13 protein-coding genes are annotated in these 16214 nt (G+C 62.4%); 4 read left to right on the forward strand and 9 right to left on the reverse strand.

Annotated elements, in window-relative coordinates; translation table 11 throughout:
• Positions 1 to 10: 10 nt before the first annotated feature.
• From IGB42_RS06600 to IGB42_RS06640, 9 genes are all read right to left on the reverse strand, one after another.
• Positions 11 to 1240, reverse strand: coding sequence for an ABC transporter permease (locus tag IGB42_RS06600; RefSeq protein WP_201799844.1), 1230 nt, complete (start codon positions 1238 to 1240; stop codon positions 11 to 13).
• Positions 1237 to 1998, reverse strand: a complete 762-nt coding sequence (locus tag IGB42_RS06605; RefSeq protein WP_159668765.1) for an ABC transporter ATP-binding protein — start codon at positions 1996 to 1998, stop codon at positions 1237 to 1239. Before IGB42_RS06605 ends, IGB42_RS06600 begins: the two co-directional genes overlap by 4 nt.
• Positions 1998 to 3395 (reverse strand): efflux RND transporter periplasmic adaptor subunit, encoded by a 1398-nt coding sequence (locus IGB42_RS06610; protein WP_159668769.1) that lies wholly within the window; start codon positions 3393 to 3395, stop codon positions 1998 to 2000. The genes IGB42_RS06605 and IGB42_RS06610 overlap by 1 nt, the downstream gene beginning before the upstream one ends.
• A gap of 55 nt (positions 3396 to 3450) precedes the next feature.
• A complete protein-coding gene (locus IGB42_RS06615) occupies positions 3451 to 4785 on the reverse strand; it encodes a TolC family protein (RefSeq protein WP_159668772.1) in 1335 nt (444 codons plus the stop codon).
• A 176-nt stretch (positions 4786 to 4961) separates the two neighbouring features.
• Positions 4962 to 6545 carry a sulfite reductase subunit alpha gene (locus IGB42_RS06620; RefSeq protein WP_201799845.1) on the reverse strand — a complete coding sequence of 528 codons (1584 nt, stop codon included), beginning with the start codon at positions 6543 to 6545 and terminating at the stop codon, positions 4962 to 4964.
• A gap of 19 nt (positions 6546 to 6564) precedes the next feature.
• Positions 6565 to 7563, reverse strand: coding sequence for an FAD:protein FMN transferase (locus tag IGB42_RS06625; RefSeq protein WP_201799846.1), 999 nt, complete (start codon positions 7561 to 7563; stop codon positions 6565 to 6567).
• 3 nt (positions 7564 to 7566) lie between these two features.
• Positions 7567 to 8367 (reverse strand): DUF4198 domain-containing protein, encoded by an 801-nt coding sequence (locus IGB42_RS06630; protein WP_159668778.1) that lies wholly within the window; start codon positions 8365 to 8367, stop codon positions 7567 to 7569.
• A gap of 58 nt (positions 8368 to 8425) precedes the next feature.
• On the reverse strand, positions 8426 to 8947 hold the full coding sequence (locus IGB42_RS06635) for a DUF2271 domain-containing protein (protein WP_159668781.1): 522 nt from the start codon (positions 8945 to 8947) through the stop codon (positions 8426 to 8428).
• A gap of 12 nt (positions 8948 to 8959) precedes the next feature.
• Complete coding sequence (locus tag IGB42_RS06640; RefSeq protein WP_159668784.1) at positions 8960 to 9586, reverse strand: PepSY-associated TM helix domain-containing protein; 627 nt, start codon at positions 9584 to 9586, stop codon at positions 8960 to 8962.
• 630 nt (positions 9587 to 10216) lie between these two features.
• On the opposite strand from IGB42_RS06640, the gene IGB42_RS06645 reads away from it, so the two are divergent.
• The 4 genes from IGB42_RS06645 (at position 10217) to IGB42_RS06660 (ending at position 15955) form a co-directional block, all read left to right on the forward strand.
• Positions 10217 to 12571 carry a TonB-dependent siderophore receptor gene (locus tag IGB42_RS06645; RefSeq protein WP_159668787.1) on the forward strand — a complete coding sequence of 785 codons (2355 nt, stop codon included), beginning with the start codon at positions 10217 to 10219 and terminating at the stop codon, positions 12569 to 12571.
• A gap of 191 nt (positions 12572 to 12762) precedes the next feature.
• Positions 12763 to 13443, forward strand: coding sequence for a Fe2+-dependent dioxygenase (locus IGB42_RS06650; RefSeq protein WP_159668790.1), 681 nt, complete (start codon positions 12763 to 12765; stop codon positions 13441 to 13443).
• A 151-nt stretch (positions 13444 to 13594) separates the two neighbouring features.
• Entirely contained in the window at positions 13595 to 14203 is a 609-nt protein-coding gene (locus IGB42_RS06655; RefSeq protein WP_159668793.1) for a LysE/ArgO family amino acid transporter, read from the forward strand.
• A gap of 138 nt (positions 14204 to 14341) precedes the next feature.
• Complete coding sequence (locus IGB42_RS06660) at positions 14342 to 15955, forward strand: methyl-accepting chemotaxis protein (RefSeq protein WP_159668796.1); 1614 nt, start codon at positions 14342 to 14344, stop codon at positions 15953 to 15955.
• Positions 15956 to 16214 lie beyond the last annotated feature (259 nt).

The following is a 16214-nucleotide window of genomic DNA, read 5'->3' on the forward strand; positions in this document are numbered from 1 at the left end:
GAAGAAATACTTACTGGTAACGCAGGGCCTCGATCGGATCGAGCCGGGCAGCTTTCCACGCCGGATAGAAGCCGAAAAACAGGCCGATCACCGCCGATACCACGAAGGCCAGCACGATGGATTGCGTGGTGACCTCAACCGCGGTTTGCCAGATGGCCTGTACCGCGTAGGCGCCACCCGCCCCCAGCGCCACGCCGATCAGGCCGCCGGTCAGCGACAGCATCAGCGCTTCGAGCATGAATTGCGCCATCACGTCCTTCTGCCGCGCACCGATGGCCATGCGGATGCCGATTTCGCGCGTACGCTCGGTCACGCTCACCAGCATGATGTTCATGATGCCGATGCCGCCCACCAGCAGGCTGACCGAAGCAATGGCCCCCAGCAGCAAGGACATGGTCTTGGCGGTTTCCGCCGCCGAGTTGGCCACGGCAGTGAGGTTACTGACGAAAAAGTCATCATCCACGCCATTGAGCCGGTGCCGTTCGCGCAGCAGGTCTTTCATGCCGGATTCGACAATCGCCATCGCGCCATCCGACTCCGCCTGCACCATGATCATGCGCACAGCGTTGCGGAAACGGCTGCCGGACAGGGTACGCATCGCGGTATTGAGCGGCACCATCACGGTATCGTCCTGATCACGCCCATCCAGGCTCTGGCCCTTGGGGGCCAGTACGCCGATGACGGTAAACGGCGCGTTCTTGATGCGCAGCACCTGGCCGACCGGGCTGGCATCGCCAAACAGGTTCTTCGCGGTGGTGGCGCCCAGGATGGCCACACGCCGCGCCGCCTGCACATCGCTATCGTCAAAGCCGGCACCATCGGCAATTTTCCAGTCCCGTGCAGTCAGGTAATCGGGCGTGGTGCCAAATACCTGGGTGTTCCAGTTATTGGATTCGAAAATCAGCTGGTAGCTGCCCATCACCACCGGCGCCGCTGCCGTCACGCCGGGCAGCTCGCGGATGGCATACGCGTCATCACTGGTCAGCGTGGTGGCATTGCCCCCACCGGTGCGGGCGCCACCAGCCTGTTGCGAGCCGGCCAGCACCACGAACAGATGGCTACCCATGGCCTCGATCTGCCGTTTGACGGCGGCACTGGCACCCTGCCCCACGGCCAACATCAGCACCACGGCACCCACGCCGATCATCATGCCCAGCATGGTCAGGAATGCACGCATGCGGTTGGCGCCGATGGCGTGCCACGCTTCGCCCAGCATGGGAACGATCATGCGCTGGTTCATGGTTTTACTCCGTGCCAGCTGCGGTTCAGTACCGGCGTATCCTCAACCAGCAAGCCATCGTGAAAACGCACCAGCCGGCGTGCGTATTGGGCGATATCCAGCTCGTGTGTCACCAGCACGATGCTGATGCCTTCGTCGTTGAGTGCGCAGAACAGGTCCATCACTTCATCGCTGGTTTTGCTGTCGAGATTGCCGGTGGGTTCATCGGCGAGAATCAGCCGGGGCTCGTTCACCAGTGCGCGGGCAATGGCCACGCGCTGCTGCTGGCCGCCGGAAATCTGGTTGGGGCGTGATTGCGCATACTTGGCCAGACCCACCTTGGCCAGCATGTCCCGCGCACGCTGGCGCCGGGTGGCGCGGTCTACGCCGGCATACACCAGCGGCAGCGCCACGTTGTCTTCCAGCGTAGCGCGCTGCAGCAGGTTGAAGCCCTGGAATACGAAGCCGATCACGCGGTTGCGCAAGCTGGCCAATGCATCGTTATCCAGTGCCTCGACATCCTGCCCGGCCAGCTCATAGCGACCACCAGTCAGATGATCCAGGCAGCCGAGGATATTCATGAAGGTGGATTTGCCCGAGCCCGACGGGCCCATTACCGCGGCAAACTCGCCCTCACGCAAGGTGAAATCGATGCCGTGCAACACCGGCACCGGCCCCGCCTGCGTGCTATAGGTCTTGGTCAGCCTGCTGACCGCGATCACCGCCTTGCCGTCAGGCTGCGGTGGCCGGCCGGCCTGATCTGCTTCGCGTGCCGACATCAGAATCTCCGCGGCACCTGGCCGCCCTGAGCGCCCGGGCCACCTTGCTGCTGGCGGTTGCCCCCAGCGGCCTGCGCGCTTTCCGGCACGGTTTCACCGATCACCAGTTGCTGCCCCTCCTTCACCGCAGGTTCTTTCTCGTCGCGGCCCGGCAGTACTTCGGTCATCTTGCCGTCGGTAATGCCCAAGCGTACCGGGATGGCTTTGAGTTGGCCATCCGGCTGCAATACATACACGGTGCCACGCTGGCGGCCGCCCATGCGCTGGCCCTTGCCACCGCCATTCCTGCCCCATGGGCTGGATGCATTGGCCATGCCGGATGCATTGCGCGGGCCGCCGGCAGCTTCAGTACCGCGCTCTTCGCTGCGTGCACCGGCACGTTCACCAGCACCTGCGCCTGCCCGTTCGGCACCACGCTCACCACCAGCACGCTCTCCGCTACCAGCGCGCTTGCCCGCAGTACCACTGGCTGCTGCAGCGCCCGGCGGGCGGTAACGCAATGCGGCATTCGGCACCATCACCGCGTTATCACGGCGGGCGATTTCCACATCCACGTACGCGGTCATGCCCGGCAGCAACCGCTGGCGCGGGTTATCCACGTTGATCACCACGTCGTAGGTCACCACGTTCGACGTGGTGGTCGGGTTCAGGCGCACCTGGTGCACCACGCCCGGCAAGGTCATGTCCTGCAGTGCGTCCACGCGGAAGGTGGCTGGCAGCTCCGGCTTGATCTTGCCCAGGTCAGCCTCGGCAAAGTTGGCGTGTATCTGCATCTTGGACAGATCCTGCGCAATCTTCAGCAAGGTGGGTGTCTGGTAGCTGGCGGCCACGGTCTGGCCCACGTCCACCTGCTTGTCGATCACGATGCCCGATACCGGCGAGCGGATGATGGCGTTGCTCACGTTCACGGTATCACGCTCCACCTGGGCTTCACCCTGCACCACGCCGGCCTTGGCCGCAGCCAGATCCGATTCGGCCTGGTCCAGTTCCTGGCGCGATACATAGTTCTGGCCGAACAGGCTGCGCATGCGCGTGGCCTGCGCGGTAGCGTATTGCAGCTTGGCGCGGGCGCTGCTCAGCGTGGCCTGGCTCTGGCGCAAGCTGGCGCGCAGCTGATCGGTATCCAGTTCCAGCAGGATCTGGCCCTCGGTGACCGCATCGTTGAAGTCCACGTTGAGCTTGCGCACGGTGCCCGATACCTGGGTGCCGACCGATACCACCAGCACCGGGTTGAGCGTGCCGGTGGCACTGACGGTCTGGATCAGTTCGCCACGGCTGACGGGTTGGGTGCGGTACTTGGCCACCGGATCGGTCTTGGGCCAGAACGCCCAAGCGGCAGCAGCGGCGATCAGCGCGGTGCCGGTCAGGCCTAGCAGGATTTTGCGGGACGATTTCATTGTTTTTCTCGACGGAGGAGTCTGTTCTCGGGCTGTCTGGGTTCAGGCAGCCACATCATGGATTCGGCAATTGCCACTGGCCCGGCTGGGTAGGCAACGGCCCGCCCAGTGCCCACGCCAGCGAGGCGCGCGCGGCATACCAGTCGTAACGCGCAGCCACTTGCTGCTGCTGCGCATTGGCCAGCGTGTTCTGCGCGGCCAGTACGTCCAGCAAGGTATCGAGGCCTGCCTTGTAGCGCGTCAACGCCGCATCGGATGCCTTGGCGGCGGTTTCCGCCACCACATTGGCTGCGGTCAGCGTATCGAGCGCGGAACGCATGGTGTAGAACGCCTGCCAGGCATCGTTTTCGGCATCCTGGCGGGCGGCTTCCAGTTGCGCGGCAGTGGCATCGCGTTGCGCTTCCGCCTGTACGTTGCGCGCGGCAATCGCACCCCCCAGATCGAACGGAATGCTTAGCGAAAAACCGATACTGCCAGTACTGCGGTTATCGCCATCCGGCAGGTTGCGGTTCAGCCCCAAGCCGGCAGACAGGCTCAGTTTGGGCTTGCCATCCGCGCTGCGCGCGGCCACGTTGGCATTGGCTGCCGCCAGGCTGGCCAGCGCGGCACGCACCTCCGGGCGATCACGCACGGCGGCAGTCATCAGGCTGTCCAGCCGTGATTCGGGCAATGGCAGATCGGGCAAGGTGACGGGCAGCTCGGCCAGCACCGGCAGTTGCGTGGGCGGCAGGCCCATGGCCTTGGCCAGTGCCCCCTTGCTGGTGGCCAGGTCGTTGACTGCACGGGTCTTGTTCAAAGTGGCTTGCGCCAGCGTGGCGCGTGCCTGCAGCACATCCAGTGGTGTGGCGGTACCGGCAAAAGAGCGTTTTTCGGCCGCATCGAAACTGGCCTGCGCGGATGCCTCGGCAGCGCGGTAGGCGTCGATCTGCTTGGCGGCCTTGCCCACATTGAAATACGCACGCGCGGTATCGATCCACACCGTGGCCAGCGTGCCATCCAGCCCGGCACGGCTGGCATCGAGCAATGCACGCGCCTGATCCAGTTGCGCGCTGCGCTGGCCAAAATCGAACAGCACGTAGGAAAGGTTCAGGCTGGCGCCTGCGGCGGTATTGCCATCGCCCAGATTGCTCTGGCTGCGGTTCAGCGATGCGCCGGCAGAAAGATCCGGCACAAACGCCGCCTGGGCGATATCCACTCCGGCGGATTGCTGGCGCAACTGCGCCCACGCGGCGCGGGTTTGCGGTTGGTGGCACAGCGCGTAATCGAGCGATGCGGCAAGGTTCATCGGGCTGGCGGGCACCGCATCACCGCATGGCGGCTGGCTGTCGATGGCGAAGGCCGGCAGTGCCACGAAGGCCAAGCTGGCAAGGGAAAGTCTGAGCTGGAACATGGATCGCTTCTGGTGTCTGGTTCAGCCTGCGGAGACCGTCGCTACCGCCAGGCAAAGGCCGGTGAACGCACGATCTGATGCGATGAGTATGCCGAACAGGTGTGTAAATCGGGGTTAGTGCAATGTAATGGTTTCGTAAATGCCCGCACTGGCCTGCGCCTGCGGCGGAAGCCGCATCAGTACACATCCCGGCGATAACGGCCGGCCGCGATCAGGTCGGCCACGCCGTCATCCCCCAGCAAACCGGTCAGCACCGCATTCACCGCTGGCGCCATGCCGGTGGCGCTGCCGCACACATAGATGGCCGCACCATCGGCCAGCCATGCGCTGACCTCGACGGCGGCTGCGCGCAGCACGTCCTGTACGTAGATGCGCGCCGGCTGATCGCGGGAGAACGCGGTATCCAGCCGCGCCAGCACGCCTTGTTGCTGCCATTGCTGCAGTTCGGTGCGGAAATAGAAATCCGCATCGGCGTTGCGCTCGCCAAAAATCAGCCAGTTGCGGGTATTGCCCGCAGCGGCGCGAGCTTTCAGATGCGCGTACAGGCCGGCAATACCGGTACCGTTGCCGATGAGGATCAGTGGTACCTGACTGGCCGGCGGATGAAAGCCGCGGTTTTCACGGATGCGCAGCGCAATGTCCGCACCCGGCGGCGCGCATTCGGTCAGCCAGCCCGATCCCGCCCCCAGCCTGCCATCAGGGTGGCGGGCCTGGCGGACCAGCAGTTCCAGCTTGCCGTCCTTCGGCAGCGACGCGATCGAATACTCGCGGTGCGCCAGTGGCTTGAGTGCAGCCAGCAGCGCCCCCGCTGCCAGGCCGCGCAGCGCAGCAATAGCGGCCTGATCATGTGGCAACAAACGATCAGCCAGCGCAGCAGCCATCGGCGTGCCATCGTCCAGCAATGTTGCTGCGGCCAGGCCCAACTCAGCCAGCAATGCCGCTACCACGGCGGGCGGGTTGCGCGGGCCGATCTCGGCAATATCGCCAGCCTGCCAATGCACGGCGGGATCGGTACTGGTCAGCGCCAGCCGGTAGGTGGCGGCACCGGCGCTGCCCGGGTTGAACAGCTCGCGCTCGGCCAGTTGCCAGTTGCGGTAATGCGGCGCGCTCCAGTCGACCATGTCGCTACTGCCGGCCAGCAAGCCCAGTTGCTGCTGCCAGTGGCGCAACGCGCCTTCATCACCGTTATCCACATCCACGCGATCGAACAAGGGCTGTGCATGCGCGTGCACCAGCCAGCCTTCCACCGCGCGACCAAAGCTGCAGAAGTGGTCATAGCTGCTGTCACCCAGCGCCAGCACGCCGTACTCCAGCCCTGCCAGCGTGGCCGTGGCCTGCATCTGGTGCCGTACGAAGTGTACAGCGCTGTCCGGCGCATCGCCCTCGCCGGTGGTACTGACGATGAACAATGCCCGGCGGAAATGCGCCAGCATCGCGCCATCCAGTTGCGCAAACGACACCGGCTGCGCTGCCACGCCGGCCGATTGCAACGCCAGCTGCGTTTGCGCCGCCAGGTATTCGCCATAGCCGGTCTGGCTGGCATACGCAATCAGCACCGCGCCGGCATCGTCACCCGCCACCGGCAATACGGCACGCGTTTTGCGCCGGTGCTGCCAGGTGGTCCAGCTGCAAAACAGCAGGTAAAGCGCTCCAACCAGCGCGGCGCCGGTGGCACGCGCCGGTGCGGGGCCCAACGCTGCATGGCTGGGCGCGGCCAGAAAAAACAAAGGCAGCACCAGGCTGCGTAGCGATATGGACATGGATGCGGACATCAAGCGTTTACTCAAGCAGCGCAGCCAGCGCCGGGGTCAGGTACTCGGTGTGGCCATGCGCAACTTGGCTGACAAACAGCGCGGCAATGCCGTTGCGTTCAGCCAGCGCACCGCCTGCTGCCATACCCAGCACGATCAGCGCGGTCGCCCAGGCATCGGCCAGCATGCAATCGGCGTGCAATACGGTAACCGATGCCGGTGCATCCAGCACCGGCTGACCGGTATTCGGGTCCAGCGTATGCGCATAGCAGCGGCCTTCGTGTGCAAACATCCGCCGGTAATCACCGGATGTCGCCACCGCCCGCCCGTGCAGGGCCACGATGCTTTCGCTTATCTCGCTACCGGGCGGGCTTTCCAGCGCCACCCACCACGGCTGCGCATCGGGCTTCATGCCATGACCGGCCAGCTCGCCACCCACTTCCACCAAGTAATTGCTGATACCGTTGCTGCGCAACCATGCGGCCACGCGGTCAACACCATAACCCTTGGCAATGCCGGAAAAATCCAGATACACACCACCGGGCTGGCGCACCGCCTGCGTTACGGTATCGACTTGCACCTTCTGCCAGCCACAGCACGCGCGCGCAGCAGCAAGTGCTGCCGCGTCCGGCGGTGCATTGCGCGCACCATCCGGCCCGAAGCCCCACAGGTTGACCAGCGGCCCGACCGTCGGATCAAACGCGCCATCGCTGAGCGCGGCAATCTGCAACGCCGTACCCAGCACCTTGAAGCACGCTGCAGGCAGCGTATGCCAGCTGCCAGCGGGCGACGCATTGAAACGGCTCAGGTCCGAATCGGCACGCCAGGTGCTCATTTGCGCCACCACCAGATCCAGCTCGGCCTCGATGCCGGCACGCACTGCGCCCAGCGGCAAATTGGCCGGCCCCACCAGCTTGACCGACCAAGTCGTGCCCATGGTTTGCCCGGCCAGCAGGTGAACCTGCCCGGCCGGCAAACGCGGGGGCAGCGCCGCGAGGGTGGGCGGAATCAGTACGCGGCGCATCATCGTTTACTGCGGCAGCACTTCCAGCGTGGCGGTGTAGGCAAGACTGCGTTCCTTGGCAGCCTTCACCGTGACCTTGCTGTCTTTGATATCCGCATCCAGCCAGTAGACACCGGCCTGCGGCCACTTGATGGTGACCTTGCCATCCTTGCCGGTAGTCAGTTTGATTTCGTCCAGCTGGTTGCGATAGCGCGTCTGGCCGCGCACCAGCACTACTTCCACGCCCTCTGCCGGCTTGCCGTCGACATTGAACTGGAACACGGCCGGCTCACCCGTGACCAGGTCATTCGGGTGCGTGACCGGGATCAACTCCAGGCCCTTGCCCGTAGCCTTGATCGCACTGGGCGCGCCCACGGTCACGAAGGTTTCCAGCCGGCTGGCCGATTCGGATACCTGCAGATCGGCCGCATCGGCCGGCACTTCCTTGGCAAAGGCTTCGGCGGTGCCCATCCAGCGCTTGGGCTGGCCATCCACCTTCCAGTTGGCGCGCACGCCTTCACGCACCAGCTCCATGCGATAGGTGCCTTTTTGCTCGAGCTTGACGTCGAACGTGGTACGCAACTCGCCCTTGGTGACCGATACCGGGCTGAGCTTGCTGTTGTCCGGCGCCAGGATCACCAGTTGGTCGATCTGCAGCGGGCGATGGTCGGCAACGAACGGCTTGGTGGATGCGCCACCATCCACGGTCACGAACTGCGGCGTAGCCAGCACGGTGCTGGAGGGCAGCAGCCATACATTGTGCGCATGCGCAGCGGTAGCAGCCAGCACGCACAGTGCGGCGGCCAGGGCTTTAAGCGGGCTTTTCATGTGAGTCTTCCTTGATGTGGTTTTGAATCAGGAAACGTCTTGTGTATGTGGCTGCGGATCAGGGCTTCAGATCGACAGTCACGGCGCCAAGCTCATGCTGGCCCTGGATCTTGGCGGTATCGGCCTTCTTGGGCGGCCAGCTGAACGGCACGCGCACCAGCTCGCGGCCACCACCTTCGCGCGCGGCTTCAACCGCCAGGTTGTAGTCGCCGGCTGGCAGCTTGGCCAACGTGGCCTTGTCGATGTTGAGCGCGTGCTCGCCTACCGGGCGGGTTGCACCGGAAACACCATCCAGCGGCATCTGCAGATCACGGCCGCCCTTGCGCCACCACTGGCGCAAATCCTGCAGCCATTTGGTGCCCGGCTCCGCGCCCTTCTTGTTCACGTCGTACAGCACTGCCAGATTGGCAGCCACGCTCTGGTCGGCGCGCTCGATCCACGCGGCCACATACGGGCGGTGGTACTCGGCCACGGTCAAACGCGGAATCTCAATCTTCACACCCAGATCGGCCGCAATGCCGTGGCCGGCAAACGCACCGGCAATCAGGCCCGGCAACAGGGCGGGAATCGACTTACGCATACATCACCTCGATTAATGAATGAACAGGATGGCCAGTATCAGCGGCAACACCAGGCCCAGCCCCACCAGCGGCCAGGTTGCCGGGCGGTTGCCGGCGTGCAGATGCAGCAGAAACAGGCCCGTGATACAGAACACCAGCGCGGTCACGGCAAAAACGTCCAGAAACCAGCTCCAGGCGCTGCCGGTATGGCGGCCCTTGTGCAGGTCATTGAAGTAGGACACCCAGCCCCGGTCGCTCAATTCGTAGTTCACGTCGCCACTGGCGCGATCTATGGTCAGCCACGCATCACCACCGGGGCGGGGCAGCGATACATACACTTCATCGGCAGACCACTCCCCCTTGGCGTCCGCAGCCTCCACGGCAAGGTGCTGCACCAGCCAACTGGCCACCGGCGGCGGCAAGGTGGCCTTGTCGGCCGGCGGCGCCGCACCCAGCAGTCGCTGCAGCTGCGCCGGCAGCACCGCATTCTTCTTGGTGACCACCGGCTTGGCTTCGATATGCGCGGCGTTATTGAGCGTGAGCCCGGTGGCGGCAAACAGCAGCATACCCACCAAGCAGGCCGCCGAGCTGATCCAGTGCCAGCGATGCAGGTGCTTTAACCAGAACCCCCGGTTTTTTTGATCCGGCTGCTTTTTCATAGATACAAAGCTTAAGCTCGGGCGGTGAAATTACTTACCATTTTGGTAATTTAATTTCCAGCCACAAGCAAGAGTTAATGAGAACATGACGCATTCTCTCACAAAAACAACAATGCCATTGCTTTGCACATTTGCACAGCAATGCGAGCCTCCAAGGTAGGCACTACAGAAATTCCGCCCATTCACAAATCTGGAATACGTTTCAACATCATGAATAAGAACAAAAATGTTTAATAGAAATGATCAGCATGGTCGATGAGAACAGCGTATGCCATGCGGGAGATTGTGTGGCTTTTACAACAAAGCAAATGATAATTATTCTTGTTTGAATTGTAAAATTTGCTTACAATGCGTCCGGTTAGATGCCTATTTCGAAAGAAAAGCGTTAAAAGCCCGCTTTTCCTGACTTCCCTCCGCATGCCACGCATTCTTTCTGGCGGGTTGTAGTGAAAACGTGACGGAAAAATGGCAAGCAGACATGCAATACGGGGCAACCCGGCTTATCACCGACCAGATCAGTTAATGCACTGCCAGCCGGCCACAAGCCAAGCCAGCGCCCGTGCAGCCCGTTTGATTGGGTACCGGTGTGAGAAAAACAGATTCAGTACAACAACCTGGAGCATTACCGAGATGGCCCACATCAAGAGCCGCAAGCATCAAGAATTGCCACGACTGCGTACCTCCGTCGCGGCAACGGCCTTTGCACTCGCGCTGCCGGCTGCTGGTGCCTACGCAGCAGACGCAACCCTGCCCACCGTGGAAGTCACCGCCGATGCAGCACCCGCACCCTACGTGGTCGAAAAGGTACAATCGCCCAAATACACCGAACCGCTGCGCGATACCCCCAAAACCATCACCGTCATCAGCAAGGAACTGATCGAAGATCAGGGCCTGCTGTCGCTGCGTGACATTCTCAGCACTGTCCCAGGCATTACCTTCGGCGCGGGTGAAGGGGGCAGCGGATATGGCGATAACATCAACATCCGCGGTTTCTCCGGCAGCAACGACATCACCATCGACGGCATGCGTGACAGCGCGCAGTACACCCGTTCGGACCCGTTCAATCTGGAACAGCTTGAAATCACCAAGGGTTCCAACTCCACCGTGAGCGGTGCTGGCTCGGTAGGCGGCAACATCAACCTGGTGAGCAAAAGCCCGAAGCTGGAAGACAGCAAGATCATCACCGCCGGTATCGGCAGCGACAGCTATTACCGCGCCACGGCTGATCTGAACCGCGTGCTGGGTGAAAGCACAGCATTGCGTATCAACCTGATGGGCCACAAGAACGACGTACCGGGCCGCGATGTTGAAAACAACCAGCGCTGGGGTTTTGCCCCATCGATCGCGTTTGGCCTCGGCACCAGCACCCGCACCACGCTGAGCTACTTCCATCAGGAAGACGAAAGCATTCCCCAATTTGGCGTGCCGTTCCGCGGCAACAAGGTGGTACCGGGCGTTGACCGTGCGCAGTACTACGGTTTCGAGAACGTCGATACCCAGGAAAGCACCACCGATTCGCTTACGGGCCTGATCGAGCATGACTTCAGCGACAAGGTGAAGCTGCGCAACCAGACACGGCTGAGCAAGACCTCGCAGTTCACCATCACCGACGGCCCGGAAGGCCGCATGTGCTTTACCGTTGGCCAGCCGCCGCTTGGCACCACGGTCAGCGCTACCAATCCGGTTTGTTCGGCTGCGGAACTTTCCAAGTACAGCCCGTCGTTCACCCCTTCGGGTGGTTCGCGCGGCAACGTGCGTGATACCGAAAATACCATGTTCGCCAACCAGACCGACGTGACCTGGAACTTCAAGACCGGTTCCATCGAACACGATCTGGTGACCGGCCTTGCCATCACGCATGAAGGTTACGAAGTCAGCAGCAGCCAGGAATTTGCCAACGCCAATGGCACCAACGTGGTGATCCCGACCACCAGCCTGTATCACCCGAACACCATCTACAGCGGCCCGCGTTTCCGCCGCCTGAACAGCCGCGTGGATTCGACTGTCGATAACCTCGCTGCTTACGTGTTCGATACCGTCAAGTTCAGCGAACAATGGATGGTGAACGGTGGCCTGCGTTGGGAATACAACGATACCGAATCGACCACCTACAACGTCGGCACAGCCACCGCAGGCGCCAATGCCGGCAAGGTGCTGGGCGCGTACGCACCGGCCAAGCAGACCGACCGCATGCTGTCGTATCAGGCTGGCCTGGTGTACAAACCGGTTGAAGCGGGCAGCATCTATGTGTCGTATGCCAACTCGCAAACACCGTCCAAATCCACTGTCAATGGTACTTGCACCGCGGCTGGCACCAGCAGCACCACCACCGGCTTCACTTGCTCGGTAGATCCGGAAAAAGCCGAGACTTACGAGCTGGGTAGCAAGTGGTCCGTCCTGGACAACAAGCTGGAACTGACCGGCGCGCTGTTCCGCACCGAACGCACCAACTACAAGGTGGCTTCCAGTGACCCGGCGATTCCGGATCAGCAACTGGACGGCAAGAGCCGCGTACAGGGCCTGGAACTGGGTGTTGCCGGCCTGATCACCAAGAACTGGTCGGTCTTCGCCAACTACTCGTACATGCAAAGCGAGGTGCTGCAGAGCGTTTCCAATGGCGTGAAGGCCAAGAGTGGCGATCCGGTTGCCGGCGACCCGCTGACCAACGTGCCCGAGCATGCATTCAGCCTGTGGACCACGTACGACCTGCCACAAGGCGTGCAACTGGGCTACGGCGCAACCTATCAGGGCAGCGTGTACCTGAACCAGCACTCGGCCACCTACAAGACCGGCCCGCTGGATGAGCTGCCGGGCTACTGGGTGCATCGTGCGATGGCCAGCTACAAGGTCAACCGTAACCTGAACGTGCGCTTCACCGTCAACAACCTGTTCGACGAGCTGTACTACACCCGTCCGCGTGGTTCGGGCTGGGCGACACCGGGCGATGCCCGCAGCTATGTGCTCGATGCAACCTACAAGTTCTAAGCACGCCGGTTGATACCCGCTGCAGGGCCATGTTGATCCCGATCAACGTGGCCTGCCAGCCGGGTGCTAACCTTGCACTACCCGGCCCCGCCGTCACTGGCGGGGCCTTTGCATTTTCCTGCAGGCTTGCGCACCATGCGTGACCTGTTCCCCATACAGATGCCGTTGATTTTCAGCCAAGGACGCTGCCCATGATGTTGCATATCCCGGAAGTACTTACACGCGAACAGGTGGCGCATTTCCGCCGCGTGCTGGATGGCGCAGACTGGGTCAACGGCAAGGTCACCGCTGGTCACCAGTCAGCGCGTGTGAAGAAAAACCAGCAGTTGCCCGATGGCTCGCCACTGGCCGTCGAGCTGGGCGGCATCATCGAGGCGGCGCTGGCCAAGGACGCGCTGTTCATTTCCGCCGCATTGCCGCAAAAGCTGATCCCGCCGCTATTCAACCGCTATGAAGTGGGCGAAGGCTTCGGCAACCATGTGGACAATGCCATCCGCGAAAGCCGCGGCAACCGCGACCGCGTGCGCACCGACATGTCGTGCACGCTGTTTTTCTCCGATCCGGATGAGTACGATGGTGGCGAGCTGGTGGTGGAAGACCTGTATGGCGCACATGAAGTGAAACTGCCTGCCGGTGACCTGATCCTCTACCCATCAACCAGCCTGCATCGCGTTGAGCCCATCACGCGTGGCGCGCGGGTTGCATCGTTCTTCTGGGTACAAAGCATGATCCGCAACGACTGGCAGCGCACCATGCTGTTCAACCTGGATACCACCATCCAGAAGCTGCGCATCAAGGGGGGCGAGAGCGATGAAGTCGTGGCGCTGACCAGCCACTATCACAACCTGCTGCGCATGTGGGCCGAGCTCTGATCTGCCCATAGCCAGGCACCACCAGCCACACCATCCACAAGCCAAGCCCCCTGTTGCTTACCGCAACAGGCACATCAGGCCGGGATAGCCCGCATTGTGGCCGCTTGCGCCGCATGGTTAGCTTGGCGTCCCCGTTTGCCAGCAATCCGATATGTTCAGCATCTTTTTCAAAGGCATGGCGCTGACCGCCAGCCTGATCATGGCCATCGGCGCACAGAATGCATTCGTGCTGCGCCAGGGCATTACCCACCGCCACATGTTCCTGACCGCCCTTACCTGTTCGCTATGCGATCTGGTGCTGATGAGTGCCGGTGTGGCCGGCATGGGCCACCTGCTGGCCGCCGCACCGGGGCTGCAGCGCTGGATGGCGCTGGCCGGCGCCGTGTTCGTGCTGTGGTATGGGCTGATGGCATTGAAGAAAGCCATTCACCCCGGCGTACTGGCACCGGAAGCCACGCAAGGCATTGCCAACCCTAAGGCGGTAGTGCTGGCAGCGCTGGGCTTCTCGCTGCTCAACCCGCATTCGATCCTCGATACCGTCGTACTGGTGGGCAGCGTGGGCGCACAGCAGCCACTGGCGGAGCGGCCGTTGTTCCTCGCCGGTGCGGTCAGTTTTTCCTTCATCTGGTTCTTTGCATTGGCCTTCGGCGCCAGCAAGCTCACTCCGTTGTTCAAGAAGCCGGTGGCATGGCGCATTCTGGACATCCTGATCGCCATCATGATGTTCGCCATTGCCTGGAGCCTGATCAAGCTGGTTTGACCTTCATTACCCACATCGCCCGCCGATGCAGGTTGAACGCCTTATTGGCGAGCCCGGCGCGGCCAGCCTACGATGAACGGAAACCACGGCCACGTTTTGCAGCGGGGCCGGTCAACACGGGGCATTGGGGGACAAAGCATGAATATCGGCCAGAAACTCGGCGCATTGATTGCAGTTGCGATCGCCGCATTGCTGGTGGTGGGCACCACCGCCATCATCAAGTTCAACCAGACTGCGGCCAGCGTGGATTTCATGTCCAGCGTGGCGGTGGAAGGACTGGTGCTGGTGCACAAGATCAACAACGCCTACAAGGTGGAGCAGATCGTCACCAATCAGTACCTTACCGAGCAAGACCCCGCCAAGCAGGAAAAACTCGCAGCCGGGATTGCCGAGCAACGCGGGCGGCTGGCAGAGGCCATGAAGGGCTACGGCAGCTCGGTGGCGGAGGAAAGCGACCGCAAGAATTTCGAGGATTTCAGCGCCCGCATCGGGGAATTCAACCAGATTTTCGAGCAGGTGCGCAAAACCGCCAAGGATGGCGATGCCACTGGCGCGCATGCGCTGATGATCGGCCAGGGACGCAACGCAGCCATTGCCGCTGAAGCCGCGCTGCAGAAACTCACTGCTTATAACGTGGATGGCGCGCACACGCAGGTTGCGCTGGTAAAAGAAGGCCAGAGCGCCGCCAGGGTGCAACTGATCGTGGTGATGGTAGTTGCCTTGCTGGTACTGCTGGTGTTCGGCGTGATCCTGTATCGCTCGATCAGCGGCCCGCTGCAGGACATGCAGCGCATCGTCAGCCAGATCGAAACCAGCCTCGACTTCACCCAGCGCGTGCCAGTGCGCAGCAACGATGAAATCGGCAATACCGTTAGCGCCTTCAACCGCTTGCTGGAGCGCATGCAGCAAAGCCTGAAGGAAATCTCCCGGCGTATCGGCAATGTCACCGGTGCCGCCGGCGAGATGAGCCGTTCCGCGCGCGAGATGTCCGACAATGCCGGCCACACCAGCGAGGCATCCAGCAGCATGGCGGCGACGGTGGAAGAAGTGACCACCAGCATCAACCACATCGCCGAGCGCAGCAACGAAGCCGATGAGCTGGCACGCAACTCCGGCCAGCAGGCACGCGCCGGTGCCGGGGTGATCGACACCACGGTTGCCCGCATCGATGGCATTGCCGGCACCGTGCGTGGCGCGGCCGAGCAGATCAGCCTGCTGCGCGAGCAAAGCGCCAACATCAATGCGGTGGTCAACACCATCAAGGAAATTGCTGACCAGACCAATCTGCTGGCGCTCAATGCCGCCATCGAAGCTGCCCGTGCCGGCGAGCTGGGGCGTGGTTTTGCGGTGGTGGCCGACGAAGTGCGCAAGCTGGCCGAGCGCACCACGCAATCCACGCAGGAAATCGCCACCACCATCATCAGCATCCAGGACAGCGCCGGCCGCGCAGTCAGCAGCATGGAACAAGTGGTGGAGCAGGTCGGCCAGGGCGTCGAGCAGGCGCGCGCTGCAGGCGAGGCCATCGCGGCCATCCGCAACAGCTCGACAGAAGTGGTGGAACGGGTCGGCGACATCAGCGGTGCCATCCGCGAGCAAAGCGCCGCCAGCACCAATATCGCCCACCTGGTAGAGCGCATTGCCCAGATGAGCGAGGAAAGCAGCGCCGCTGCACAGCGCACGGCAGGATCGGCCAGCAACCTTGATCAGCTGGCGGTGGAAATGCAGCGCGAAGTGGCCCGCTACCGGCTTTGACCCTGCGACGGCTTGCAGAACCTGCCCGATAAACAGGCTGCGCCATCAAACGTAGCTCTTTCAAGGGCTTGTGATACTTGCCCACAGCTTGTGTACAGATGCCTCCCCATTTTGTGGGGGCGATTGTGGGCATTTTCACATGCAGTAGCGGCACGCATGCGCTCACACTGGGCCTTGCTGCACGGGCAAACGGGTGCCATACCTGTTGCCGCGCAGCCGGTACACGTTCAGCGCACCGTTCCATCTCTGCAGCTCAAAT

Source organism: Andreprevotia sp. IGB-42 (assembly GCF_009848685.1).
GTDB lineage: Bacteria > Pseudomonadota > Gammaproteobacteria > Burkholderiales > Chitinibacteraceae > Andreprevotia.

Coding starts and splice junctions, on each gene's coding strand:
- IGB42_RS06600 (WP_201799844.1), bottom strand. CDS start 1,240: ATGAACCAGCGCATGATCGTTCCCATGCTGGGCGAAGCGTGGCACGCC.
- IGB42_RS06605 (WP_159668765.1), bottom strand. CDS start 1,998: ATGTCGGCACGCGAAGCAGATCAGGCCGGCCGGCCACCGCAGCCTGAC.
- IGB42_RS06610 (WP_159668769.1), bottom strand. CDS start 3,395: ATGAAATCGTCCCGCAAAATCCTGCTAGGCCTGACCGGCACCGCGCTG.
- IGB42_RS06615 (WP_159668772.1), bottom strand. CDS start 4,785: ATGTTCCAGCTCAGACTTTCCCTTGCCAGCTTGGCCTTCGTGGCACTG.
- IGB42_RS06620 (WP_201799845.1), bottom strand. CDS start 6,545: ATGTCCATATCGCTACGCAGCCTGGTGCTGCCTTTGTTTTTTCTGGCC.
- IGB42_RS06625 (WP_201799846.1), bottom strand. CDS start 7,563: ATGATGCGCCGCGTACTGATTCCGCCCACCCTCGCGGCGCTGCCCCCG.
- IGB42_RS06630 (WP_159668778.1), bottom strand. CDS start 8,367: ATGAAAAGCCCGCTTAAAGCCCTGGCCGCCGCACTGTGCGTGCTGGCT.
- IGB42_RS06635 (WP_159668781.1), bottom strand. CDS start 8,947: ATGCGTAAGTCGATTCCCGCCCTGTTGCCGGGCCTGATTGCCGGTGCG.
- IGB42_RS06640 (WP_159668784.1), bottom strand. CDS start 9,586: ATGAAAAAGCAGCCGGATCAAAAAAACCGGGGGTTCTGGTTAAAGCAC.
- IGB42_RS06645 (WP_159668787.1), top strand. CDS start 10,217: ATGGCCCACATCAAGAGCCGCAAGCATCAAGAATTGCCACGACTGCGT.
- IGB42_RS06650 (WP_159668790.1), top strand. CDS start 12,763: ATGATGTTGCATATCCCGGAAGTACTTACACGCGAACAGGTGGCGCAT.
- IGB42_RS06655 (WP_159668793.1), top strand. CDS start 13,595: ATGTTCAGCATCTTTTTCAAAGGCATGGCGCTGACCGCCAGCCTGATC.
- IGB42_RS06660 (WP_159668796.1), top strand. CDS start 14,342: ATGAATATCGGCCAGAAACTCGGCGCATTGATTGCAGTTGCGATCGCC.